Annotated in this window: 19 protein-coding genes and 1 tRNA gene; 7 read left to right on the top strand and 13 right to left on the bottom strand. The window is 56.6% G+C overall.

Annotated features, from left to right (window positions below; translation table 11 throughout):
• Position 1: 1 nt before the first annotated feature.
• Together ACFPDR_RS11195 and ACFPDR_RS11200 are read right to left on the bottom strand one after the other, a co-directional pair.
• Positions 2 to 1453, bottom strand: coding sequence for a peptidylprolyl isomerase (locus ACFPDR_RS11195; RefSeq protein ID WP_083054099.1), 1452 nt, complete (start codon positions 1451 to 1453; stop codon positions 2 to 4).
• Positions 1446 to 3809 (bottom strand): LPS-assembly protein LptD, encoded by a 2364-nt coding sequence (locus tag ACFPDR_RS11200; RefSeq protein ID WP_376911139.1) that lies wholly within the window; start codon positions 3807 to 3809, stop codon positions 1446 to 1448. The genes ACFPDR_RS11195 and ACFPDR_RS11200 overlap by 8 nt, the downstream gene beginning before the upstream one ends.
• 153 nt (positions 3810 to 3962) lie before the next feature.
• On the opposite strand from ACFPDR_RS11200, the gene ACFPDR_RS11205 reads away from it, so the two are divergent.
• The 3 genes from ACFPDR_RS11205 to ACFPDR_RS11215 all read left to right on the top strand — a co-directional run bounded on the left by ACFPDR_RS11205 (position 3963) and on the right by ACFPDR_RS11215 (position 6590).
• Positions 3963 to 5009, top strand: coding sequence for an aminoglycoside phosphotransferase family protein (locus ACFPDR_RS11205; protein ID WP_083054100.1), 1047 nt, complete (start codon positions 3963 to 3965; stop codon positions 5007 to 5009).
• The gene (gene murU / locus ACFPDR_RS11210) at positions 5009 to 5719 is read left to right on the top strand and encodes an N-acetylmuramate alpha-1-phosphate uridylyltransferase MurU (RefSeq protein ID WP_137431392.1); all 711 of its coding nucleotides are present in this window, start codon (positions 5009 to 5011) and stop codon (positions 5717 to 5719) included. Before ACFPDR_RS11205 ends, murU begins: the two co-directional genes overlap by 1 nt.
• A 163-nt stretch (positions 5720 to 5882) precedes the next feature.
• Positions 5883 to 6590 (top strand): hypothetical protein, encoded by a 708-nt coding sequence (locus tag ACFPDR_RS11215; RefSeq protein ID WP_009454993.1) that lies wholly within the window; start codon positions 5883 to 5885, stop codon positions 6588 to 6590.
• Between the two features lie 110 nt (positions 6591 to 6700).
• On the opposite strand, the gene glnQ is transcribed toward ACFPDR_RS11215, so the two are convergent.
• The 9 genes from glnQ to mnmC all read right to left on the bottom strand — a co-directional run bounded on the left by glnQ (position 6701) and on the right by mnmC (position 16620).
• The gene (glnQ, locus tag ACFPDR_RS11220; protein ID WP_009454997.1) at positions 6701 to 7429 is read right to left on the bottom strand and encodes a glutamine ABC transporter ATP-binding protein GlnQ; all 729 of its coding nucleotides are present in this window, start codon (positions 7427 to 7429) and stop codon (positions 6701 to 6703) included.
• Entirely contained in the window at positions 7426 to 8205 is a 780-nt protein-coding gene (locus tag ACFPDR_RS11225; RefSeq protein WP_137431393.1) for an ABC transporter permease subunit, read from the bottom strand. Before ACFPDR_RS11225 ends, glnQ begins: the two co-directional genes overlap by 4 nt.
• 173 nt (positions 8206 to 8378) lie before the next feature.
• Positions 8379 to 9110, bottom strand: a complete 732-nt coding sequence (gene glnH / locus ACFPDR_RS11230) for a glutamine ABC transporter substrate-binding protein GlnH (protein WP_373568170.1) — start codon at positions 9108 to 9110, stop codon at positions 8379 to 8381.
• Positions 9111 to 9338: 228 nt separating this feature from the next.
• Entirely contained in the window at positions 9339 to 10130 is a 792-nt protein-coding gene (locus tag ACFPDR_RS11235; RefSeq protein WP_009455007.1) for a MetQ/NlpA family ABC transporter substrate-binding protein, read from the bottom strand.
• A gap of 50 nt (positions 10131 to 10180) precedes the next feature.
• The gene (locus tag ACFPDR_RS11240) at positions 10181 to 10840 is read right to left on the bottom strand and encodes a methionine ABC transporter permease (RefSeq protein ID WP_022983463.1); all 660 of its coding nucleotides are present in this window, start codon (positions 10838 to 10840) and stop codon (positions 10181 to 10183) included.
• Positions 10837 to 11847 (bottom strand): methionine ABC transporter ATP-binding protein, encoded by a 1011-nt coding sequence (locus ACFPDR_RS11245; RefSeq protein ID WP_009455014.1) that lies wholly within the window; start codon positions 11845 to 11847, stop codon positions 10837 to 10839. Before ACFPDR_RS11245 ends, ACFPDR_RS11240 begins: the two co-directional genes overlap by 4 nt.
• Positions 11848 to 12093: 246 nt before the next feature.
• Positions 12094 to 12169 (bottom strand) — tRNA-Lys (locus ACFPDR_RS11250).
• A gap of 265 nt (positions 12170 to 12434) precedes the next feature.
• Complete coding sequence (locus ACFPDR_RS11255; protein ID WP_321289984.1) at positions 12435 to 14603, bottom strand: glycoside hydrolase family 31 protein; 2169 nt, start codon at positions 14601 to 14603, stop codon at positions 12435 to 12437.
• A 151-nt stretch (positions 14604 to 14754) separates the two neighbouring features.
• Positions 14755 to 16620, bottom strand: a complete 1866-nt coding sequence (gene mnmC / locus ACFPDR_RS11260; RefSeq protein WP_376911140.1) for an FAD-dependent 5-carboxymethylaminomethyl-2-thiouridine(34) oxidoreductase MnmC — start codon at positions 16618 to 16620, stop codon at positions 14755 to 14757.
• Positions 16621 to 16752: 132 nt separating this feature from the next.
• Here mnmC and ACFPDR_RS11265 point away from each other — a divergent pair, with 132 nt between their 5' ends.
• Complete coding sequence (locus ACFPDR_RS11265; RefSeq protein ID WP_060185615.1) at positions 16753 to 17616, top strand: inositol monophosphatase family protein; 864 nt, start codon at positions 16753 to 16755, stop codon at positions 17614 to 17616.
• Positions 17617 to 17771: 155 nt separating this feature from the next.
• Here the strand turns inward: ACFPDR_RS11265 and ACFPDR_RS11270 are convergent, their stop codons facing one another.
• The gene (locus tag ACFPDR_RS11270; protein ID WP_376911141.1) at positions 17772 to 19469 is read right to left on the bottom strand and encodes an AMP-binding protein; all 1698 of its coding nucleotides are present in this window, start codon (positions 19467 to 19469) and stop codon (positions 17772 to 17774) included.
• An 80-nt stretch (positions 19470 to 19549) separates the two neighbouring features.
• Here ACFPDR_RS11270 and ACFPDR_RS11275 point away from each other — a divergent pair, with 80 nt between their 5' ends.
• From ACFPDR_RS11275 to mgtE, 3 genes are all read left to right on the top strand, one after another.
• Positions 19550 to 20749 (top strand): M20 aminoacylase family protein, encoded by a 1200-nt coding sequence (locus tag ACFPDR_RS11275; RefSeq protein ID WP_035271064.1) that lies wholly within the window; start codon positions 19550 to 19552, stop codon positions 20747 to 20749.
• 185 nt (positions 20750 to 20934) lie between these two features.
• Positions 20935 to 21279: an acyl-CoA thioesterase gene (locus tag ACFPDR_RS11280; RefSeq protein WP_003803527.1), complete on the top strand. Its 345-nt coding sequence runs from the start codon at positions 20935 to 20937 to the stop codon at positions 21277 to 21279.
• A gap of 21 nt (positions 21280 to 21300) precedes the next feature.
• The gene (mgtE, locus tag ACFPDR_RS11285; RefSeq protein ID WP_109088800.1) at positions 21301 to 22782 is read left to right on the top strand and encodes a magnesium transporter; all 1482 of its coding nucleotides are present in this window, start codon (positions 21301 to 21303) and stop codon (positions 22780 to 22782) included.
• 874 nt (positions 22783 to 23656) lie between these two features.
• Here the strand turns inward: mgtE and ACFPDR_RS11290 are convergent.
• Positions 23657 to 24550, bottom strand: a complete 894-nt coding sequence (locus ACFPDR_RS11290; RefSeq protein WP_321289989.1) for a DUF1932 domain-containing protein — start codon at positions 24548 to 24550, stop codon at positions 23657 to 23659.
• Positions 24551 to 24760 lie beyond the last annotated feature (210 nt).

Below are 24760 nucleotides of genomic sequence, written 5' to 3' on the forward strand. Positions count from 1 at the left end.
CTTAGCGACGGCGGGTGCTGGACTCGGGGTCCAAACGGTTATCAATGTAAGCGCGGCCGCGCAGGCTGTTCAGCCAATCTTCAAAGGCAGGCTCGGCACGCTGCTGGAACAGAGCCTGACGGGCCTGCATGCGCTTGTACTCGCCTTCCATATTGCGGGTACGGCGCTCGATCACCTGGATCAGGTGCCAGCCAAACTGGGACTCCACCACGGCGGTATCGTTGCCGGGTTGCAGCTTGTCCATGGCTTGCTCGAACGGAGGCACAGTCTCGCCAGGCGAGAGCCAACCCAAATCACCACCTTGTGGTGCGCTGCTGTCTTCCGAGTAACGCTTGGCCAGATCCTGGAAGGACTCGCCATTGCGCAAACGCACTTGCAGTTGCTCAATGCGCTGACGAGCCTGCTCGGAAGTCATAACCTTGGACAGCTTGACCAGAATATGGCGAGCATGAGTCTGGGTCACCATCATGGGACCGGACTGCGCCGATGCCGCACTGGCGACAGGCGAAGTATTGCTTGGCGCAGCACCGCCACGCTCCAGCACCTTCAGAATATGGAAGCCTTGACCACTGCGAATCAGGTCGGAAACCTGGCCGGGGGCCAGGTTATGGACAGCTTGTGCAAATAAGTCAGGCCAGTCGGACAAGGAACGAGTTCCCAACGCACCACCGCTCAGGGCCTCTTGACCATCCGAGTTGGAAGCAGCCAAACCGGCAAAGTCTGCGCCGGAACGAACCTGGGCCAGCAGGCCTTCTGCTTTGGTCCGCAAACGCGCTTCTTCGCTGGAGTTCGCGCCTTCAGGCACTCGCACCAGGATCTGCGCCAGACTGACAGGTGCATTTTGCGCCTGTGCCGCCGATTGCCCCAAATTGCCCAAACCTGCGCCACCTTGAGAGCGCAGGTAAATATCAATGTCGGCGTCCGTAATATTGATGCTGCTGTCGACCGCACGCATGCGCAACTGATCCAGCAGGATTTCCTGCTTCAGATTGGCACGGTACTGCTCCCAGCTAATGCCATTCTTTTCAATCTCGGCTCGCAACTGGGCCTCGGTCATATTGTTGCGCGAAGCAATCATGCGCACACCTTCATCCACTTGCTGTGGACCGACTGAAATCCCCATGGCGCGAGCTTCCTGCTGCTCCAGGCGCTCATTGATCAACCGTTGCAAAACCTGTTTGCGCAAGATGTCATGATCAGGAGCAGGAATTTTCTGCTGCTTTAACTGTTCCAGCACCTGTGCGGCTTCCAGATCAACCTGACGCAGGGTAATCACCTCGTCATTGACCACGGCAGCAATGCCATCCACAAATTGGGAGGAAGCAGCGGGTGCCGCCTTGGCTGCAGCGGGCTTGGACTGCGCCTGAGCCATTTGAGCCGTGCCCAGCCCCATGACGGCCATCAAAGCCAATGACAGGGTACGGTTTTTCAAGCTGAAACGCATATTATTCATACCTCTCATGAATCATTTTTTCCTGTACGGGATTGGTGACGGGTTCATAGCCAATCACACGGTCACGCAGCATTTTGATAGGGTCGTTGCCAATTCCGCCCAAACCGGATAGCTCCAGCTGGAAGAACAGGGCCTTATTGGTTTCCCTGGCCGAAACCGCATAGCGTTGCATCACCACACGAGCCGCCCAACAACAGTCGCCTTTATACTCCAGCCCCAGCACCGTTTGCGTGCCACGGCTTTCCTGGATGGAATAATCGTAACGTCCCACAGCGTACACCTTGTTGCTCAAAGGCCATTGGCCCGTCATGGAGACGTATTCCTTACCACGATGATCTTCGTCAGTCGGCGTGAAGTTGGGGTCAACGACCTGACGGGGATCACGCTCATAACGATAGTTCACACCCAGTGTTGCCAGGCGTTTAGGACGCCAACGAATGCCGGAGGCCAGACGGTTACGACGCTTCTCGTCTGGATTGAACTGCGCATCGAAGTTGACCGAGAACGTATTGGTCAAAGCCGCACTGGCACCGACCAGATAGTCTGAGCGGGTGCTGGTACGCGCTTTTTCATCGCCCAGTGTTACGGTTTGCTTATCAAAATACAAGCGCTGAGCGGCCTGCAGAACCAGACGCTCGAAGCCCGTGTCGGCATCCAGCCAGCGGGACGTCAGACCCACGGTGACCTGGTTTGCATTGGAAATACGGTCCCAACCACCGGAGAAGATATTTTCGCTGAAAGCCTGGGCAAAGTTGAAGCTGGCCAGACTGGTGTCGTACAAGGGCAGCGAGGATTGGTCGCGATAAGGCACGTACAGATAGTAAACACGCGGCTCCAGGGTTTGAATGGAGTCGTTGCCAAACAAGGTGGTGTCACGCTCGAAGGTCATGCCCGTATCCACGGACAGGATGGGCAAGACACGGCTCTGAGTGCGGGAACGCCCAGCGTACTTGGCCATATAAGGGCTAGGATCACCCACATACCAGTCTGTCTGGTATTGGCTCATGTGCAAGCCTGCTTTGGGCGTGATGTACCAACCTGGGCGAATGACAGGATAAGCCACCGTTGTATAGGACGAGAAACGCGTACCATCTGGAGCCAGACGGGTACTGCGCATACCGTCAAATTCGCTTAGATTGCCACTGTAGAAAGGCAAACGGAAACGGGTTGCATAGTTATCGCTGACTACATCAAAGCCACCCCAGTTATAACGGGATGCACCCAAATACCACTCAGGCAATTTGTCGTACTGTGGCTGACGATATCCAGTAGAAGAATCCTGCAGGGTCTGATAGCGCGTCGCACTGACGTGAGAGCGGAAATACTTGGAACCGCCCCAACCCAGAGTCACCGTACTGGCCAGATCCTGAATGGTGGAATCGTTCAATCCAAAGCTGCTGAAGTCACGGAAATAATCATCATCCGAGACACGGCGGATATCCGCATTCAAATAGAAACTGGCAGGCAGGCTCTGACGATACTGCCCCATGAACAGCCAGCGTTTATAACCCAGCTCCTTGTCATCAGGCAGATAGTTACCGGTCAACTCTCCGGAGAAGCTGTCACCCAGATAACGGAATTCCCCCCCCAACATGGCGCCGCGTTTAGCCATGAAGCGGGGCGTCAGGGTGGCGTCGTAATTAGGGGCCAGATTCAGGTAATACGGCACGCTCAGGTCTACACCACCCCGCGTCGTCATGCCGTAAGTAGGCAAAAGGAAACCGGACTTGCGCTCTTTACGGAGCGGAAAGGTCAGGTAAGGGGAATACAACAGGGGCATACCCTTGAAGTACAAGACGCCATTACGCGCCACCCCTTCGTTTTCCTTGGAATACAGATCAACCTTGGGCGACTGGATATACCAGGCAGGTTCAGGACATGGACAACCCGAGTAATTCACATCGGATAGCCGCATATGGTTGGAACTGAGAATATCAGCCTGCGTCGCGGTACCGCTACCGCCGGTGGCTCCCAGCCAGAACTCCGGGGACGACATGCGCCCTGTATCCGCGTCCAGGTTGTAATCAAACTCCGGGCTGCGCACCAGAGCCCCATCACGCATGATCAGGCCGTTGCCACGTACTTCCACCTGGCCGGTTTTTTCCTGATAGTCGATCCGGTCGCCTTTGACGACAGAATCAATGCGCCGGACCTGAGCACCACCTTCCAGACGCAAGGTGCCATCTTCCAGTGTTTTCATCTGGTCGCCTATCAGATAGACGGCCATATCCTCTTCCTGGAGCTTGCGCACTTGCAAACCGGGGGACGTCTTTAAAGACGGACGCACGGACGACTGAGCCTGGGCGACCCCCATGCCTGTCATCATCAACACGATATACCACGCCGCAACTCGCACTAAGACTGCGCCTCCAGTTGTGTCCTGCATTTATGTCCTGCATTTGTTCCACCAGAGACGAAAAACCCTGGCGACCCGGTATTATAGTTAAGCCTGCCGTTTAGCGGCACTGCTAAACACTAATCCGTTACGATCTTCTGCTTCCCTTTATTTATGTCTGCTTCTATTTCTGCCGCTACCGACCCTCGTTTGCAGCAAGCAATTACCTGGCTGAACACCCTGAAGTCCCGGTTTGGACTGGATCTGGACAGCCTGCAAACGGCCTCCAGCGACGCCAGCTTTCGCCGTTACTTTCGCCTGCAAGCCCAGGATCGAACCGTCGTTTTGATGGATGCGCCTCCGGCCACGGAAGACTGCAAGCCCTTTGTGCACGTTACCGAACTGCTGGCACCGACGGGCATCCACGTGCCCGAAATCCTGGCAGCAGACACTGAACAAGGCTTTTTGCTGCTCAGCGATCTGGGTCAGGACAATTTTCAGACCGCGCTGAAAAACCCCATGCCGCAAAGCGAGCTGGACAAACTGTACCGCAGTACGCTGTTGACCTTGGTGAAATTGCAACAAGCCGACACCACGGGCTTGCCTCCCTACAACGAACAGCGTTTGCTGGAAGAGCTGCAGGTGTTCCCCGAGTGGTACATCCAAAAACATCGCCAGTTCGAACTGAGCGAAAAAGATCAGGAGATGTTGCGCAAAACCTTTGCCGAGCTGGTTCAGGCCAATGTGCAAAGCGCTACTGTACTCGTGCACCGGGATTTCCACAGCCCTAATTTGATGATGCCCCTGCCCGGCCAAAGCGAGCCCGGTGTTATCGACTACCAGGACGCCCTGGCTGGCCCCATCACCTATGACATTGCCTCCCTGGTGATGGACGCGCGTGTTACCTGGACGGAAGAGCAGCAACTGGACTGGGCAATTCGCTACTGGCAAGCCGCCATGGAAGCCGGCCTGGATGTGCCTGCCGACTTTGCCGTGTTCCACCAGCAATACGAATGGATGGGCCTGCAACGCAATCTGCGCATTCTGGGTGTGTTTGCCCGCCTCTCTCTGCGTGACGGCAAACATCATTATCTGGACCATATGCCCCGCCTGCTGGGCTATGTACATCAGGTGGCCAGCCGCTACGAGTGTTTTAACGGTTTGCTGCGCCTGCTGAACCGCCTGGAAGGTCGCCAAACTGTTTTGGGCATGACGGTCTGATGCGCGCCATGATTCTGGCGGCCGGTCGAGGTGAGCGCATGCGCCCCTTGACCGACACCTGCCCCAAACCCCTGATTCCAGCAGGTGGTCGGCCTCTCATCGTCTGGCACTTGCGCGCGCTGGCCAAAGCCGGCTTTCAAGAAGTCATCATCAACCACGCCTGGCTGGGCGAGCAGATTGAATCCACTCTGGGTGATGGCAGCCAATGGGGCCTGCGCCTGAGCTACTCGCCTGAATCATCTGCCCTGGAAACTGCCGGTGGCATTGCCAAGGCAATGGATTTTTTCCAGGGCCAGCCTTTCCTGTTAATGAATGGCGATATCTGGTCCGACTGGGACCCTGCCCAAGCCTTTGCCATGGCCGAACGTTTGCAAGCTGGCCCGGAGCAGGCCTGGTTGATCCTGACCCCCAACCCGCCCCACCACCCCGAAGGCGACTTTGGCATGCAAGAAGGACAATTGCACCTATGTGCCAAAACCCTTGCGGGTGCCCGCAGCGCCACCTTGAGCGGCATAGGGGTCTACAAACCCGAACTCTTTGCCCATCTGCCCAAAGATCAGCCTGCCAAAGCCGCCCCCCTGCTGCATGCCGCCATCGAGCGCCGGCAGGTGCTGGGCAGTCTGCATGAAGGTTTCTGGATGGATGTCGGTACCCCCGAACGATTAGCCCAGTTAAACCAACACTTGGAATCGTTAGCACCCTCACAGTAAACTGATATTTTCCAGGCTAGCTGGCAGACGTTTCCAAGCACAACAAAGGGCAACAAAGCCAGCCATCCCGCCTCCGTAGCCCCAATGACGTCTATGCTAATGGGTTTTGTAATCGGGACTTGATTTGCTTTGAGTCCCTTGTCTGACAGGAACGTCTGTTCTCATGCTTGGTTCCTCCAAACGCACCGTATTCAAACCCACCGCCTACGGCTCCAGCCGTCGAAAACGCCGTATTCCACGCTGGTTTGTCCTGCTTTTGACAGGTATTGCCCTAGGTGCTGGTGGCCTGCTGTTCTTGCAAAAAAGTTATGGCCCTACGCGCCTGACCGTGGAGCAGTCGGAACAACTGCACTATGACCTCAACAGCGCCAATGCTGACAAGCAACGTCTGCAAGCTCAGTTGAACCAGACCAGTCGCGATCTTGAAGATGTCAGCCAGAAGGAAGACAAGCTGGGCAAACAGACCAGCGATCTGCAGGCCATGGTCACCAAGCTGGAAAAGGATATCGCGCTATTTGCCGATGCCATGCCTCCTGACCCGCGCGGCACCTCCCCTGGCATTCGCGCTGCCGAGTTCTCGGTTACGGACGGCCAACTGAACCACTTTGTGCTGCTAATGCAGGACAAGGGCAAGGACGCCGAATTCACCGGCACCATGGAGTTGGTTGCTGCTGGCCGCTACAGCAATGGTCGCAGCGGCAATGTGGACCTGCCCAGCCAGCCTGTCAGCGTAGGCCGTTACGCCTACATCAATGGCTCCGCAGAGCTGCCCGCCGGCTTTACGCCCCGTCAGGTCACGATCCGCATCAAGCCGGATGGCGCGAACCGCGTCGTTGCCACGCGCACCATCTACGTGACGCCCTCCCGATAAGCGCTGACCTGTCACGCACAGGCTGATAGTCACAAGAAAGCCCTTCAGGCCCTTGGCTTCATCGCCAAAATCCTGAAGGGCTTTTTTTAGCCGACGATCCAGCCAGACTCTTAAGCCACGTGCTGCAAAAAGTCTTTCAAACGTTGGCTAGGTGGATTGCTCAGCAACTCCGCAGGTGGGCCATCGTGTGCCACCCTGCCCTGATCAATAAAGATCAGACGGCTACCCACACGACGCGCAAAATCCATCTCGTGTGTCACCACCACCATGGTCATGCCCTCCTCAGCCAGCAACTGCATGACCTTGAGCACTTCCTGACGCAGTTCCGGGTCCAGTGCGGAGGTAGGCTCATCAAACAGCATCAGCTTGGGTTTGATCGCCAAGGCACGAGCAATGGCGACCCGCTGCTGCTGGCCACCGGACAGCTCGTTAGGATAATGATTCATACGCTCGGCCAGGCCGACCTTGGCCAGCAACTCCGTCGCTTCCTCACGCGCCTGAGAGCGGCTGGTGCCACGCGTATGGATAGGCCCGAACATGACGTTTTCCAAAGCGCTCATCTGTGGAAACAGATTGAACTGCTGGAACACCATCCCTGCTTCCCGGCGCAAGTCGCGCACCTGAGCGGGCGTGCCATTGACGCTCAAACCATTGACCACGATATCGCCAGCCTGAATGTCTTCCAGCTTGTTGATGCAGCGCAGGAAGGTGGATTTTCCCGACCCGGACGGGCCAACCACCACAACCACTTCGCCTTTATCAATATTCAGACTGATATCGTCGAGCACGATATTGTCGCCAAAGCGCTTGGTTACCTTCTTGAACTCGACAATACTCATACAATCCTCATGCGGTGTTCAATAAACTTCAGAGTCAGGGCAATCAGGCTGGTCAGGATCAGATAGATCACCGCCACCGCTCCCCAAATCTCCACCGAACGGAAGTTATTCGCAATAATTTCCTGGCCCTGACGGGTCAGCTCGGCAACCCCAATCACAATAAACAGCGAAGAATCCTTCAAGCTGATGATGCACTGATTACCCATGGCGGGAATCATGCGGCGAAACGCCACCGGTCCAATAATGTGGCGCAAGATCTTATGAAATGGCAGGCCCATGGCTTCTCCGGCCTCTTTCAGGCCCTTGGGCACGGATTGCAAGGCACCACGCACAATCTCGGAAATATAGGCCCCGGAGTTGATCATCAAGGTGAAGATCGCTGCGGTCAGCCCGTCAATTCGGATACTGGCCAGCATGGGCAGCGCGAAGTAGATGAACATCACCTGCACCACGATAGGCGTGCCGCGGATGAACAGCACGTAAAGCTGGCACAGGAAAGAGAGTACATACAGCAGATAGCGTCTGAAAAAACCCAATAGCGACAGAGCGATCAGCGCCTGTATGGAGCTCCAGATCCAGGCTGGCACAAAGCTTAGCCAATTGCTCATCAGCCAGGACAGGCCCTTGAGCGCAAAGCCCAGTGCAAACATGCCCAACACGAACAAGGCGGCTCGGCGCCAGGTGACCGGTACCCGAATATAGGTGGTAATCACCCCGGTCAGAAAACCCAATATAGCGCCACCCACCAACCCCAAAAGGGTAATGAGCAGCGTCATTTTTGTACCTTCCAGAAGGCTGGGTAAAGCCCCCCAGATAGCGTCCCATTCAAAAGTCACAGTGCTACCTTTGTCTTTGAATAAACGCCCACAACAGAGCGTCAAAAAATAAAAGCGGTGATCCCGTTACGACACGCGATCACCGCTTGGCATGCGCTTGGCTTTACGCCTGTTTATTCAGGCTGCTTGCCAAACCATTTCTGGTAGATTTTGTCGTAGGTGCCATCAGCACGAATATCTTTCAAAGCCTGGTTCACGACCGGAACCAGTTCGCTGTCCTTGGGAAAGGCAATACCGTAGAAGTCACCACTTTTCACGGCACCAGTGACCTTCACACGATCCTTACCGCCAGTCTGGGCGTAGTACTGCACGTTAGGCGTATCGTGCACCACCGCGTCCACACGGCCTGTTGCCAGCTCCAGGAAGGCATTGTCGATATTGGGGAACAGCTTGAGCTTGGCAGTAGGTACCGAGCGCTGCATGAAGTCCACCGTGGCGGTACCGATCTTCACCGCCACAGTCTTGCCTTCCAGATCGGAGGCAGTCTTGATGGCCGAGTTATCGGTGTTGACCAGAATGGCCAGACCGCTTTCGTAGTAAGGATCGGAGAAATCGATCACTTGCTTGCGGTCATCACGAATGGTGATCCCGGCCAGCGCAGCATCCAGATTGCGAGTTTGCAGGCCCGGAATAATACCGTTGAAGTCCATAGGCTGGAAGCGGTAATTCAGATTGGCCTTCTTGGCGACCGCATCCCACAGGTCGATGTCAAAACCGGTGTATTTACCGTTTTGCTTGAACTCAAAAGGCACAAACGCCGTATCGGTTGCGACCACCAGCTCTTTGCCTTGTTGTGCCAGAGCCTGCCCAGCGGGCAAAGCCAAAGCCAAGGCCAAACCGGCCATCAGGGTTTTCATTTTCTTATTGAACATCCGTTACTCCTCTGTAGGGACTGACCCAAAACCAGCCAGTTCGATGTTTTACCCAAGTCAGCGCAGGCTCATGACCTGCCCCAGCGTTGATCTATCCTACCCGAAGCAGCACAACTGTTTGTATTTAATAGTTTTAAAAAAAGAAAAACCTCGGGAAATCCCGAGGTTTTTTCATACAGCGAGTCGTATCAACACTCAAATTCAGAACGCAGGAACAATAGAACCTTTGTACTTGTCAGCGATGAATTTCTTCACGTCTTCGCTATGCAGAGCCTGGATCAGCTTGGCCACGCGTGGGTCATCCTTGGACTTGGCAGCTACAGCGATCAAGTTGGCGTAAGGGGAGTCTGCACCTTCGATAGCCAAAGCATCCTTGGTGGGGTTCAGACCGGCTTCCAGCGCGTAGTTGGTGTTGATCAGGGCGATATCCACATCAGCCAGAACGCGAGGCAAGGTAGCGGCTTCCAGCTCCTTGAACTTCAGCTTCTTGGGGTTCTGGTCCACATCACGCGAGGTTGCCAGAATGTTGGAGGGATCTTTCAGAGTCAGAACACCGGCTTTTTGCAGCAGCAACAAGGCACGGGCACCGTTGGAAGGATCGTTAGGGATCGCCACCAGCGCGCCTTCTTTCAGCTCATCCAGGCTCTTGATCTTGGTGGAGTAAGCACCGAAGGGCTCAACATGAACCACAGCCACCGACACCAGATCGGTTTTGTGTTCTTTGTTGAACGTATCCAGGTAAGGTTTGTGCTGGAAGAAGTTGGCATCGATATGGCCGTCAGCCACTTGCTGGTTAGGCTGCACATAATCGGTGAACACCTTGATATCCAGGTTCACACCTTCCTTGGCCAAAGCAGGCTTCACAAACTCCAGCAGCTCGGCATGCGGCACGGGGGTAGCAGCAACCGACAGGGTCTCGGCAGCTTGGGCCACGCTGGCCAGCAGAGCCGACACGGACAAGGCCAGAACGGGAACAAATTTCTTCAAAGACATGAGCGACTCCAGTTTCAGAAAGGCAAGACTATGACGATAGCTGCCAGGACTTATTTTCGGCTCAAGCGAGCCACCATGGCGTCTCCAAACACCTGCAGGAGTTGCACCAGCACCACCAGGATAGTCACGGTCACCACCATGACATCCGTTTGATATCGTTGATAACCAAAGCGCAAGGCCAGGTCACCCAGGCCACCACCGCCGATCACACCGGACATGGCCGAATACCCCACCAGGGCAATCGCGGTCACAATCAGGGCCGCCACAATGCCGGTCGTCGCCTCAGGCAGCAAAGCCAGCAAAACAGTCTGACGGGAGTTCGCTCCCATGGCACGGCAGGCCTCATTCACACCGGGGTCCAGTTCACGCAGGACGTTTTCCACCAAACGGGCAAAAAACGGCGCGGCGCTCAGGACCAAGGGTGGAATAGCGCCCTGCACCCCCAACGACGTACCAGCCAGAATGCGCGTCAAAGGAATAATGACGATCAGGAGAATCAGGAACGGCACGGACCGCAAAATATTCACGATCAGGGACAAGCTCTGGTAGATCCAGGCATTGTCCAGCATCTGCTTGCGGCTGGTCAGAAACAGCAGCACGCCTAATGGCAAACCAATAATTGCGGTAAAGCCCAGCGAAATACCCGTCATCAACAAGGTATCAATCGTGGCTTCACCAATCAGCGCCCAATCCAGGTTGCTAAAGTTCATGGTCGCAATACCTCAAATTGGACATTCAATTCAGTCAGCAAGGCATCCAGCCCTGCTTTAGCCTGCGCATCCCCTTGCACGGCCACGACCAGTTGTCCGTAGGGCTCGGTTTTGATGCGGCCAATGGCTCCCTGCAAGATGCTGACATTTAGCCCCAGCTGGCTGGTAATGCGGCTGATCAAAGGCTCCGTTGTCGCCACACCGCGCACGCTCAAGCGCATGACACTACCGGGCACACCTTCTGCCAAGGCATGCCAGTCGTCAGCGTTCACGCCGCTTTCACTGAGCAAGGACTGCGTAGTGGGATGATGCGGGTGCAGGAACACATCCAGCACTTCACCACACTCCACGATCTTGCCGGCATCAATCACGGCAACCCGATCACAGACAGAGCGAATCACGTCCATGCCGTGCGTAATCAGGACAATCGTCAGCCCCAGCTCCTGATTGATCTCGCGCAGCAAACGCAAGATCGACTGGGTGGTTTCCGGATCCAGCGCCGAGGTCGCTTCGTCGCACAGCAAAAGCTGCGGCCGATTGGCCAGGGCACGGGCAATACCGACGCGCTGCTGTTGTCCGCCCGATAACTGACGGGGATACTTATTGGCATGGTCCTTCAAGCCCACCAGCTCCAGCACTTCCAGAGCGCGAGCGTGACGTTGGGCGCGATCCACCCCTGCCAGGCGCAGAGGAAAACAGACATTATCCAGAACCGTGCGGGAATGGAGCAGATTGAAATGCTGGAACACCATACCCACGCCCTGTCGGAACGCGCGCAACTGCGCACCCGAAAAGCGTGTGATGTCCTGATCCTGTACCCAGACCTGACCTGAACTGGGTTGCTCAAGCAGATTGAGCATGCGGATCAGCGTACTTTTCCCAGCACCCGAGCGACCAATAATACCGAAGACCTCTCCTTGGTGAATCTGCAAGGAAACGTCGTTCAAAGCATGAACGGTCTTGCCTGCCAGGGAATAGGTTTTTGAGATGTGTTCAAGACGAATCAAGATGAACTCAGCCTAGTTAGTCAGTCGAGTTATAAAAGCCTGAGCTGTAAGCGAAATTTACCATAAAGCAAATTTGACTATGACCAGATAGATATAACCCAAGGAAATATTGAAACCATACTGAGGGCTGCACTGTATAGCAAGATTTCCGACCGGCCAATGCGCGGATGTGACCTTGGCTGTGCAAGGCAAGCGCCCAAAGAAAAAGGCCGCTAAGAGCGGCCTTGTTTCTACGTTTCAGTTTAGTGGTGGGTCGTGCGCGACTCGAACGCGCGACCAACGGATTAAAAGTCCGCTGCTCTACCGACTGAGCTAACGACCCCCTACTGAAAGATGAAATTATGGCCTGATTCGAAGGAGCCGTCAAGCACTAAATGCAAAATAATTGGGAAAAAGGCGTTTTTCTTTAAAAAACCTGAAAACAGCGTCTTGCTAAGGCCCCGCCCCTGCCCTTTTCCCTGTTTCAGAAACAAAATCGGAACATCTATCCAGGAGCATTTACTGCTGAAAATAGAAAATGCCTCCCGAGACTGAGGTCAGACCCCAATGCCGGGAGGCATTCAAAGACGATCAGGCTCGTCTAGCGCTTAACGGGCACGAGAAATACGAACCTCGGCACCACGGCGTTTGACCTCCAGCCCTTCGGACGGCAGGATCTTCAATCCTTCCAGACCCTTGATGTAGCTGGAACCCTGCATCTGCATGACGCGAATCTTGTTGCGCATCACAACCGGGCTATGCTCGGGCATGCCAAACATCCAGACCTCATCCAGCAAACGAGCCGAGTTGAACTCGGATGTATGCTTGACCACCGGTCCCAGACACAGCATATGGCCTTCGCGGCCAAAGACCGGCAAGCGGTCCAGACCCACAGTCATTTTCAGGATGGTGCCGCCTTCATAGCGCCAGCCCGTGCTCAGATCCCACCAGGCATCGCCTTCAGGCAGGTAGACCTCGATATCCTGGCCGGGCTGCAAGACAGGAGCCACCAGCAAGGCAGGACCCAACAAATACTGGGTATCCCACAAGCGAGCCTGGGCATCTGCCGGGAAGCTTTGAGCCATGGAGCGCTGTACCGGCAAGCCAGTACGCACGGCGTCTTCAATAATGCCCAATACATAAGGCACCAGACGGAAACGCCACTCCAGCCAATGAGCAACCTGAGCCTGGGTTTCTTCGTCAAACGCATCAGGACGCAAGGCAGGAATACCTTGCAGGCTGAAGTTTGCCGAGAAAACCGACATGGCCAACCAACGCAGATACAACTCTGGCGTCATTTCGCTAGTCGATGCAGCCGCATTGCCCCAGCCATGAATCTGGATAGGCACGCCGCTATTACCGGTAGCCAAGGCGGACTTCAAGGATTGCGTCAGACCTGCCCAGGTATTTTCCACCTGCGGGCCCAACTGCCAGGCAAAGCGCTGGGAAGATGGGCTCAGGTCGCGGCTGGCAACCACGCCTTCTTGCGGTGTCTTGTGACCGGCAACAGCATCAAACAGGGCCTGACGTGCCAGCACAGGGTAAATTGCACGCAACAGGGCGCCAGACTCGCCACCACGGCTGGTGATGGCATCCGGAATATCAAAACGGGCATTGCACAACACGGCACCCAGACCATCGTCGACCATCTGACGCTGGCGCTCGGTCCACATGCGGAACACGTCTTTGTGGGTCAGGTCCAGCAAACCGTAGTCGCGACCACCGCTTAGCTCATCGCCAGGGAAGACATAGGCGCAGCCGTCGTCATCATTGATAAGCAACCAACCGCGATCTTCCCACTCTTCGAACAAGCTGGTGCCCGCCAGTACGCAAGGACGAGTCCAGGCGGCCAGCTGCAACTGATCATTCTGCAAGGCAGAGAAAGCGTCGCGAGGGTCAGCCATGCGGGCGGCATCCCACTCCAGCGTAGGCTTGTCCTGCTGAAAATCGTAAGGCTCCGGTGGCGGCAAGACGGCCACATCCAGCGCAATGCCCTGCTCGCGGCACTGATTGGCCAGCTCACGCAAGGACGTTACATCCTGCGCCTGAGCGCCATCCAGCCACAAGCCCATAGGCGTGACACCGGGCTGACCAGCACGGCCCGTCAAGGCGGAGTACTGATTGATGATTTCGCTGGGATCACCCAGGAACAGGAAGAAATCCAGTTCGGCAGCGTGTACACGAGCGCGGTACGCATCCAGATCTTGCTGACCCAGATCATGTTCAACCCGCTCGAATGTATTGATGTATAAACCCCAGCCTTGGGTGCTCCAGAGCAAAGGCAGGCTGCGGTCGTCCGGGCGATCGGTGTCGACTGTTTCCTCGCGGCGGTCCAGCTCGCCCAGGGTTTCGCCCAAACCATACAGGGCATCTTCCTCGGCCAGGGCCAGAGCCAGCTGCCAGCAACTGTTGGGCTCTTGCTCGAGTGTCAATGGCTGATCGCCACTGCTCAAGAGCAGTTGCTCGCCACGCCGGACTTCAAAGCGCCACGGATTGGCCTGAATGTGCAGGGCAAGCTCGCCCTGCTCAATCCGCCAGCCCGAATCGGCTGCTTCCAGTTGAAATTCGCTGACCGCCTCATGGCGGGCCAGCAGCATATCGCCCAAAGCTTTGGCACGGGTACTGAGCTTTTCATTATCGAGCCGGGTAGCCGGCATACAGCGGAAACGAAAAACACCCGGCGCATGAGCTTCGATGCGCAGCGCAAAATCGGTTTCGACAAAAGCGAAATCGGCCTGGGCCGGTTTCGTCGTCAACAAACTCAGATGATTAAACAATTGTGTCACGTCGTCAGAGTGGAGCGAACGGCACGATGCTGATCGCAGGGTCACGCTCAAGATTACTTAACAAGGCCACTATTTTGACGTATTTGCGCTACAAAGGAAAATGTTGCTTCAAATTTCGCCGAAATAATTCGAAAAAAGGGCCTTAGCGAGGTATTAAGGCTTGCTCCAAACGCCGCTCCAAAGGAATGGGTTCCTCCAGACAATAAGCGGCAAACAAACTGGCTGCCAGCAGGCTCCAACTCAAACCACGTGAGCCGTAAGCCGCAGCCATAAACAAACCGGGCGGGCCCGGCACAAAACCCATCACGGGCAAATGATCACTTAAAGCACAGCGCCAACCGGCCCATCCTTGTTCGGGTGTTGCCACCGCCACAGCGGGATGAGCCAGCATGGCAGAAACTTTTTCTATATTTTGCTGATGACCCTGGCGGCTGACCTGGGCAGCCTCACCCCAACGTTCGTAGGTGCTACCAATGACTTGCCCCTGCGGGCCTACAGGCAGGATATAGCCCTGACCGCTTAAAGTCACTTCGCCACGAGTCAAAGCCTGTTCGGCAGGCAAGTATGTCACCTGCCCGGCCAGACGCTGCATGGCCGCCAGCCGTGGCAGGGGATGCTGGGCCAAGAACCCGTCGGGCAGCAAACTCAGGCTTTGGGCTGCCGCAGCTATCACTACACGATTGCTGCTTTCCAGGCACTCCCCCTGCCGATTGCAGACCTCCCACACTTCCGGCTCCGGGCCGGCTCGCAAGGACACCTGCTCTGGCAGACATTGAATCAAGGGGTGATCCAGCAGATGGGCAACCAGTGCACCGGGATTCACCACCATGCCTTGCGGAAAATACAGGCCACCGCCTTGCAGCGGCACCCCGGCCAAGGCCGAGCCCTGCCCACGATCCAGCCATTGCACCCAATCCTGGTCCAAGGCCAAACGCTCCAGCGCCTGCTGAATTTCGGCATCACTATTGCCCGCCTGGCCAAACACCAAGGTTCCGACTCGACGCGGGCGAGCCGCTTCCGGCAAGTCTTTCCAGCCCTGCCAGGCATGCAGAACAGCATTACGGCTCAAGCGGGCCAAGGGGGCATCATCCAGGGCGAACACGGGGGAGATGGCAGCCAGACGGTGACCTTGATGCGTCGCATCCAGGCCCTGGCTCAGTGCCGGATCACAAACCAGAACGGGCACACCTTTGCGGGCCAACTCCCAGGCACAGGCCGCCCCCGCCAAACCGGCACCAATCACTACCGCCCGCCCTTGCTGTGGTGGCAAATTGCTGCGTCGTCCCAGGTGGGGACGCAAGCGAGCGCGAATGGTGCACCACTTACCCCCGGCACCGGGGACTTTTTCCACTTCAAAACCTACCGAGGCCAGATCACGTCGCACCTGCCCGGCACAGCACCAGGAAGCCGCTGTCGCCCCCGGCGCAGCCAGACGCACCAGTTGCCCCAGGACCGACCGCGACCACATGGAAGGATTGCCACGGGGCGCAAAGCCATCCAGGTAAAACGCGTCCGCATGGCAGTGCAGCTCGCGCATCATGGTTTCGGCTTGCCCAAAGGCCAAGGTCAGTGTGACTTGTCCCCTATCCAGCTCCAGCCTGTGTATGCCCGGCACCAGTATGGGCCAGGCTGCCAGCAGTTCCTGGGCTTGGGTCTGCAACTCCTCGGGCAAGCGGGCGTACAGAATCGCCAAATCTGACTGGCGGAAAGGATGGGCCTCAACCGACACGAAATGCAGCCGCTGGCTGCGCTCCGGGTCCTGACGCCAGGCCTGCCAGGTAGCCAGAAAGCTGGCCCCCAGTCCAAAGCCGGTTTCACAAATCGTAAACTGGGATCGCCCCCGCCAACGCTCGGGCAGACCATTACCGTGCAGAAACACCCGTCGTGCCTGCCCCAAAGGGCCATCTGCCGGGTGATAGCTATCCTGATACACCGCGCTGACAGGCACGCCATGCTCATTGAATTCCAGAACGGCCGGGACCAGGGGCTCAAACGCAGAGGCAGCCATTAATTTTCCTGCCCATAACAACACTCACACACGCTCTAACCCCTTAAACTGGCCTTAATCAAACTGACACCAACAAACACGTACAATGAAAAGTCTCAGCTTCAGACTTTTCTTTTTTAAAACCGGATTGCCATGCCATTGTCACGTTTACCGCTCAGCGCCTGCCTGGACGCTGCTGTTACCGCAGCCCATGCCGCCGCCGCTATTTTACAAGCCTATGCGTCGGACCGTAGCTCTCTGGTGATCAGCAACAAAATGCACAACGATCTGGTGTCGCAAGCCGATCATGAAGCCGAGCAGGCCTGCATCAGCGTGCTGATGGAACGCACCCCGGACATTGATATCGTGGCCGAGGAAAGCGGCGGCGTGAATACAGGCCGTCCCACCTGGTATATCGACCCGCTGGATGGCACGACCAACTTCCTGCACGGCATTCCTCACTATGCCGTCTCAGTTGCCCTGATTGCCCCGGCCGGCACGCAAATGGATAACGGCGTTCTGGCCCAGGACACGCCGGTCATTGCCGTGGTCTACGACCCCAATCGCGAAGAGCTGTTTACCGCCATGTACGGTGTGGGCGCCTGGTTAAATGGCAGCCGTATTCAGACATCCTCATCGAAAAAACTGGCGGACTCGGTATTGGCCACAGGCTTTCCCTTCCGCGACTTCTCTTTTTCCGACCAATACATGCCCAGCCTGAACGCCTCCATTACAGGCAGCCGTGGTGTGCGCCGCATGGGTGCTGCCGCACTGGATCTGGCCTGGGTGGCTTGCGGTCGTTACGACGGTTACTGGGAAATGGGCCTGGCCCCTTGGGACGTTGCCGCTGGCACCTTGCTGGTGCGTGAAGCCAAGGGTGTGTGTCAGGACCTGTATCAGGAAGAGCCCTGGCCCGTCAGCGGTCACGTCTACGCAGGCAATGCCCACATTGCCGATGAGTTGCTGGGCATGGTGCGTCCGTCGCTGACACAGCGTCCGACCAAACCCAAGCCTTAACGCCTTATTCGGGGCCAGTTGCCAAACTTCCTGCTCCGATCTTCATCGCCCGATAAAAAAGCGAGCCATTTAAAACGGCTCGCTTTTTTCATACAGATCAGGTTGCAGGCCAGGTTTAGCAATTTGCTGAGTAATCGTCCCCCCAAACCGCCAAATCAAGCCTGCGCTTCAGGCTTGGCTTGCTCATCCCGCAGGACGCGGCGCAAGATCTTGCCCACATTGCTTTTGGGCAGTTCATCCCGGAACTCAATAATGCGGGGACGCTTGTACGCCGTCAGACGCTCTTTGCACCATTGCTTGATATCGGCTTCAGTCAAGGACGGATTACGTTTGACCACGAACAGCTTGATGCTTTCACCACTGTGCTCGCTGGGCACCCCCACCGCCGCCACTTCCAGCACATCGGGATGCGCCGCCACCACGTCTTCAATTTCGTTCGGATAGACGTTAAAGCCCGATACCAGAATCATGTCTTTCTTGCGATCCACCAGACGAATACGTCCCTGCTGATCCATGACACCGATATCACCTGTCTTCAAGAAACCATTAGGCGTAAAGACATTGGCGGTTTCCTCCGGCTGGTTCCAGTAAGCCGACATAACCTGCGGCCCTTTGACGGCCAGCTCGCCTTGTTCGCCCATGGCAACCGGTTGCCCCTGCTCGTCCAGCAAGAGCACATCGGTTGAAGGCAAGGGAAATCCAATCGTGCCACTGTAATCGCGTGAATCCGTCGAGTTCACCGCCACCACCGGGGAGGTTTCCGACAGACCATAGCCTTCAATCAAAGGGCAGCCCGTCACAGCCAGCCAACGCTCGGCCACGGCTTTTTGCAAGGCGGCACCGCCGGCCAGACACAGTTTGAGCTGCGCAAACGGCAAGGTACGGAATTTTTCGTGATTCGCCAGCGCATTGAACAAGGTATTCACCGCTGGAACGACTTCAGGCGGATTGCGTTTCCAGGCCTTGTAAACCGAATTGAGATCGCGCGGATTCATCACCAGCACCATATGCATACCTGCATACATAGCAAACAGACCGCAAACCGTCAGCGCGAAGATATGATAGAGCGGCAAGGCCACCATCATGGTGTAAGCCGGGCCTTTAAAGTCACCCAAAGCGGGAAAGCCCACGGCCTCCACCTGCAAGACGTTTGCCATCAAATTGCGCTGGCTAAGCATGGCGCCTTTAGGACGGCCCGTTGTGCCGCCCGTGTATTGCAACAGCGCCAGATCATCCGGTTTGGCGGGCTGACGGCTCAGGCTCAATTTGCTGCCCTGCTCCAGCACGGCCTCCAGACTGTGCGAACCCGGCAAGGAATAAGACGGCACCATGCGTTTCAAATAACGCACGGCGAAATTCACCACGCTGCCCTTGAGCCCCATCAGATCACCCACGGTACTCAACACCACGTGGGCAGGCTTCACATTGTCAGGAACTTGCTGCAGCACATGCGCAAAGGTTTCCAGAATCACAATGACCTGGGCCTGGCTATCGGCCAGTTGGAACTCCAGTTCGCGTTCGGTGTATTGCGGGTTGGTATTGACGCCCACCATGCCCGCCCGCATGGTGCCCAGCAGGCAAATCAGGAAGGGCAAACCATTGGGCAGCATCAGCATCACACGGCTGTCACGCTCCAGACCCTGTGCCTGCAACCAAGCCGCGAAGGCATCCGCGCTACGGTCCAGATGTTCATAGGAAATGTCATGCCCCATAAAGGTCAGCGCAGTCCTGTCCTTATGCTTTTTCATGGCGGCATCCAGACAATCGATCAAAGTCTGCTCGGCGCCTAACTGAATCTCATGGGGCACGGAGGCCGGATAATGCTCGAGCCAAGGTTTTTGCTGAGTATCCAAGGGCTTGTCACCTAATACGTGTTTATTTATGGTTAACTCTACTCTACTTTATTGTTCAAACCCAAGGACAAGCCCGCATCATGAAGCTGTTTGAACCCATTTCCGCCTGGTCGCATGAAATTGCGGCTATCCGGCGCGATCTCCACACCTACCCCGAACTGGCTTTCGAGGAAACCCGGACGGCCGATCAAGTCGCATCCTGGCTGGAGAAATGGGATATTCCGGTACATCGTGGCCTGGGCGTGACAGGCGTTGTCGGTATCCTTAAGGGTACAGGCGGCGAAGGTCCATCCGTGGGGCTGCGCGCCGATATGGACGCCCTGCCCATGCAGGAGCTGAACGAGTTCGAACACAAAAGCCGTCACGACGGCAAGATGCATGCCTGTGGACACGATGGACATACCGCCATGCTGCTGGGTGCAGCGCGCTACCTGTCCGAGCACCGTGATTTTGCGGGCACCATCTATCTGATTTTTCAGCCTGCCGAAGAAGGTTTTGGCGGCGCACGCGAAATGATCAAGGATGGCTTGTTCACGCTGTTCCCCATGCAAGCTGTTTTTGGCCTGCATAACTGGCCCGGCATGCCTGCCGGCACCTTCGGGGTTTTGCCAGGCGGCATGATGGCCTCCAGCAATACCTTTGAAATTCGCATTGAAGGCAAAGGCGCCCATGGAGGCATGCCCCATCTGGGCGTGGACCCCATCATGGCGGCCGTGCAACTGGCGCAAAGTCTGCAAACCATTGTCAGCCGCAATGTGGACCCCCTTGAACCCGTGGTGCTGAGCATTACCCAGATTCATGCCGGCTCTGCCGATAACGTTATTCCCAACGAAGCAGTCATGCGCGGCACGGTACGCACCTTCTCCACCGAAGCCCTGGACCTGGTCGAGACCCGCATGCGTGAACTGTGCGAGCAAAGCTGTGCCGCCCAGGGTTGCAAGGCCGAGTTCGACTTTGACCGCCGCTACCCTCCCACCATCAATAATCCCGAGCAAGCGGCCTTTTGCGCGCAAGTCATCCGGGAGCTGGTCGGCCCCGACAAGCTGCGTCAAGACATCCGCCCTTCCATGGGCGCCGAAGATTTCTCCTTCATGTTGCAAGAAGTCCCCGGCTGCTATGTCTGGCTAGGCAATGGCGATGGCGACCACCGCAGCCAGGGCCACGGCATGGGTCCGTGCATGCTGCACAACGGCAGCTACGACTTCAACGACGCCCTGATTCCTATTGGCGCCAGCTATTGGGCCAAATTGGCTCTGGACTGGCTGGCACAACACCGTTGATGCTTTAACAAATGTTTCATAGCGGGGCCAAAGCTTGCCGTTACAATGGCAGGTTCTATTGTTGACGGCGTGCGCTCCGCGCGACGGGCATCTGTCCCACCACCCTTTCTTCCTATACGGGAGTATTTGTGACTACTTCAAGCAACATCTCTTCGCTCCCGGACGGAGCCCCCACCCTGCGCGTCATGCCCATGCCCACAGACGCCAATATTCACGGTGACGTGTTTGGTGGCTGGATCATGTCCCAGGTGGACATTGCCGGAGCGATTCCTGCAACACGACGCGCCCAAGGCCGGGTTGCCACCATTTCCGTGAATGCCTTCACCTTCAAGCAGCCCGTGTTTGTGGGTGATTTGCTTAGTTTCTACACAGAAATCATCAAAACAGGCCGCACCTCCATTACGGTTTCGGTGGAAGTGTATGCAGAACGCAAACGCCTGCAACTTGAAACGGTCAAGGTAACGGAAGCCACGCTTACCTATGTGGCTACCGATGACGAGCGCCGCAGCCGCCCGCTGCCCCCTCTCTAAGTATTCGTGACAGGCAGGCCTATGCAGGAAAACCTGGTACCCCCTACTTCGCCCAGTGACACTCCCAAGCCGCGCCGTCTGGAGCCCGAGGATGCGCAGCAGGCACTGTATCGCCTGAAAAACATCCTCAAGCGCCAGGAAGTGGTGGAGTCGCTGGCCCAGCGCCAGTTCGAAGACGACGACCGCTCCAACCTGCTTGAGGGCTTGATCCATCGCCAGCATGAGAGCGAGATCAAGTCCATCCTGAACGATCTGCACCCAGCTGACATTGCCTTCATTCTGGAGTCCTTGCCCGAGCTGGAACGCCAGGCTATCTGGCAGTTGGTGGATGCCGAGCACGATGCAGATGTGCTACTGGAAGTAGCAGACTGGGCACGTGAATCGCTGATTCGCTCCATGGACGCTGCGGACCTGATCGCCGCCGCCGGCAATATGGATGCCGACGAAATTGCCGATCTGGTGCCTGATCTGCCGCCCGATGTGGTGGCCGCCGTGCAGCGCGGCCTGACAGACGAAGAGCGTGCGCAACTGATCGAAGCCATGGGCTACCCCGAAGACACCGTGGGCGCCATCATGGACTTTGACATGGTGCGCGTGCGCGAGGACGTCACCCTGGAAGTGGTCCTGCGTTACCTGCGTCGTTTGCAGGAACTGCCAGACCACACTGACCAGATTTTCGTGGTGGACCGGGCCGATAAACTACAAGGCACACTGTCCCTGACCCGCATGTTGGTCAGCGAGCCTGAAACCCTGGTGTCCTCTGTCATGTCCACCGATTATCTGACTCTGAATCCGCTGGATTCGGACTCGGATGCGGCCGGGGCTTTTGAGCGTTATGACCTGGTGTCTGCTCCTGTGGTGGACGATATTGGCCGCCTGATTGGCCGAGTCACCATTGACGAAGTAGTGGACGTGCTGCAAGAGGACTCGGAAGAACAGGCTCTGTCTCGTGCCGGTCTGCAAGAGGACGATATTTTCTCGCCCATCCGTACGGCTATCCGCAACCGGGCTCCCTGGCTGCTGATCAACCTCTGTACGGCGGCAACGGCTTCCTTCATTGCCTCGCGCTTTGAGGACACCGTCAGCCACATCGTGATCCTGGCTTTCCTGATGTCGATTGTGGCCGGTATTGGTGGCAACTCCGGCAACCAGACCATGACCATGATTATTCGTGCCATTGCCACCGGCCGAGTCACAGGTTCCAACGTCCTGCCATTGATCAAGCGCGAACTGCTGGTGACCTTTCTGGTTGGTGTCTGTGGCAGCGCGGTAACGGCATTCTTTGCCTGGTTTATCTCCGGCTCGATCGCCATTGCTGCCGTGATGATGGCCGCCATGATCGGCAATATGTTGATTGGCGCGGCGCTGGGCGTGATGATCCCGATTCTGCGTGATCGCTTTGGCAATGACCCGGCTGTGGGCTCCTCGGTATTGCTGACCTTTGCGACGGACTCGCTAGGTTTCTTGCTGTTCCTGGGACTGGCGACGGTGTTCTTGCTGTAAATCGCCTGCGGGTATGATTAAAAAAAACCGGCTTCTGGCCGGTTTTTTGATTTCTGCATCAAAAGGAGTAAATCGCCTCTTTTAATCTTTTGGCCCCAGGGAACCTGAAAATCCGAACACTGGAACACCTAAATATCGGGGCGTTGGCCCATTGATCCGTTGATCCGTTGATCCGTTGATCCGTTGATCCGTTGATCCGTTGACCCGTTGACCCGTTGACCCGTTGACCCGTTGACCCGTTGACCCGTTGACCCGTTGACCCGTTGACCCGTTGACCCGTTGACCCGTTGACCCGTTGACCCGTTGACCCGTTGACCCGTTGACCCGTTGACCCGTTGACCCGTTGACCCGTTGACCCGTTGACCCGTTGACCCGTTGACCCGTTGACCCGTTGACCCGTTGACCCGTTGACCCGTTGACCCGTTGACCCGTTGACCCGTTGACCCGTTGACCCGTTGACCCGTTGACCCGTTGACCCGTTGACCCGTTGACCCGTTGACCCGTTGACCCGTTGACCCGTTGACCCGTTGACCCGTTGACCCGTTGACCCGTTGACCCGTTGACCCGTTGACCCGTTGACCCGTTGACCCGTTGACCCGTTGACCCGTTGACCCGTTGACCCGTTGACCCGTTGACCCGTTGACCCGTTGACCCGTTGACCCGTTGACCCGTTGACCCGTTGACCCGTTGACCCGTTGACCCGTTGACCCGTTGACCCGTTGACCCGTTGACCCGTTGACCCGTTGGATTTCAGTATGTTTGCCTTATCTTGTTAAGCACAAGCTCTCTACCTTTTCCCGGGGAAAAACGTGGTAGCCAATCTCAGAAGTTGCTGCAAACTCAAACACGCGCACCAAACTGTCCTTCCAAACAACTAAGATCGTGAGGACGACAGTCGGGCCTCTTCCAAGAACACTTCCAGACTCTCCTGTGTCCCCACGGCCTGAGCTCTTTGCAAAGACTCGGTCTGCGCTGTGTGCTCAAAAAAATCCAGTACGCCATTGGTCACTCGCGGCGCAATGCCTGCCAGCTCCAGCTGACGACGCACTTGCAGAACCTCGTCTCGGCGGCGCACGCCGTGCACCAGATGGCTGCGCAGGCAGGACTCCATGAAGTCCTGCAAGCCCCGCTGATTCAAATCCTCCAGGACTTCATACAGCTCGGCCCGCAAACCCATGCGCTCGGCCAGCATCAAGTTTTCAATTCCCAAGGCCTCCAGCCCCTTGGTCATCAAACTGCGCAGCAGCTTCAAGCGCATTGCATCCCCCGCCTGTCCCGGCAAGATACGCACAGAAGCGCCCTGAGCCTGCCAAAACGCCGCAGCCCTGCCTGACCCTTGCCCTGCCGCCAACAAAGCCGTCTGAGCGCCTGTAGAGGGCACAGAGCCCATAATCGCCAGGTCAGCCAGCTCGATTCCGTGCTCTTGCGCCAAAACGTCCATGCTCTCCATGTCCTGGGGCTCGGCCGTACACAAATCCATGTACAGCGCTTTCACAGACAAATGCGGCATGACGGCCTTGGCCACTATGTATGCCTGTGTTCCCGTCACTGCCGACAACACGCCGTCAAGACTCCGCCAATCCGTATCCGCCTGCAAACACAGTTTCGCTCCCAATTGCTGCGCCAGTTCGCTGGCTGCGGCACTTTCCCGGCGCACCAGGATAAACGGCACCTGCACACCAGCCAACTTCAAGGCAGCACCATAAAAACGCGCGACTTCGCCCGCTCCGATCAGGGCAACACGATGTAATAAGGGAGATGTTGTCATAGAAAAACACACAGAAGAAACGATCAGCCGCAGCCGGTAGCACCAAGCTGCGTCCCGTAGCTTACAGGGAAAAACGGCCCTGCATGAGCGGGATATAACCATTCACAGATCAGTTCGCAGCAACAAAGCTGGCATCCAAGAAAAAACCCCATGCGCCAGGGGCGCATGGGGTTTGATCTCGCAGCCTGCAGGCTGGGCAGCTTGAGTCAG

Source organism: Alcaligenes sp. GCM10023179 (assembly GCF_042653705.1).
GTDB classification, from domain to species: domain Bacteria; phylum Pseudomonadota; class Gammaproteobacteria; order Burkholderiales; family Burkholderiaceae_B; genus Alcaligenes; species Alcaligenes phenolicus.

Bases quoted from the DNA above. Each gene is read 5' to 3' on its own strand.
- ACFPDR_RS11195 (WP_083054099.1), bottom strand. From the start codon at position 1,453: ATGAATAATATGCGTTTCAGCTTGAAAAACCGTACCCTGTCATTGGCT.
- ACFPDR_RS11205 (WP_083054100.1), top strand. From the start codon at position 3,963: ATGTCTGCTTCTATTTCTGCCGCTACCGACCCTCGTTTGCAGCAAGCA.
- murU (WP_137431392.1), top strand. From the start codon at position 5,009: ATGCGCGCCATGATTCTGGCGGCCGGTCGAGGTGAGCGCATGCGCCCC.
- ACFPDR_RS11215 (WP_009454993.1), top strand. From the start codon at position 5,883: ATGCTTGGTTCCTCCAAACGCACCGTATTCAAACCCACCGCCTACGGC.
- glnQ (WP_009454997.1), bottom strand. From the start codon at position 7,429: ATGAGTATTGTCGAGTTCAAGAAGGTAACCAAGCGCTTTGGCGACAAT.
- ACFPDR_RS11225 (WP_137431393.1), bottom strand. From the start codon at position 8,205: ATGACGCTGCTCATTACCCTTTTGGGGTTGGTGGGTGGCGCTATATTG.
- glnH (WP_373568170.1), bottom strand. From the start codon at position 9,110: ATGGCCGGTTTGGCCTTGGCTTTGGCTTTGCCCGCTGGGCAGGCTCTG.
- ACFPDR_RS11235 (WP_009455007.1), bottom strand. From the start codon at position 10,130: ATGTCTTTGAAGAAATTTGTTCCCGTTCTGGCCTTGTCCGTGTCGGCT.
- ACFPDR_RS11240 (WP_022983463.1), bottom strand. From the start codon at position 10,840: ATGAACTTTAGCAACCTGGATTGGGCGCTGATTGGTGAAGCCACGATT.
- mnmC (WP_376911140.1), bottom strand. From the start codon at position 16,620: ATGGCTGCCTCTGCGTTTGAGCCCCTGGTCCCGGCCGTTCTGGAATTC.
- ACFPDR_RS11265 (WP_060185615.1), top strand. From the start codon at position 16,753: ATGCCATTGTCACGTTTACCGCTCAGCGCCTGCCTGGACGCTGCTGTT.
- ACFPDR_RS11275 (WP_035271064.1), top strand. From the start codon at position 19,550: ATGAAGCTGTTTGAACCCATTTCCGCCTGGTCGCATGAAATTGCGGCT.
- ACFPDR_RS11280 (WP_003803527.1), top strand. From the start codon at position 20,935: ATGCCCATGCCCACAGACGCCAATATTCACGGTGACGTGTTTGGTGGC.
- mgtE (WP_109088800.1), top strand. From the start codon at position 21,301: ATGCAGGAAAACCTGGTACCCCCTACTTCGCCCAGTGACACTCCCAAG.
- ACFPDR_RS11290 (WP_321289989.1), bottom strand. From the start codon at position 24,550: ATGACAACATCTCCCTTATTACATCGTGTTGCCCTGATCGGAGCGGGC.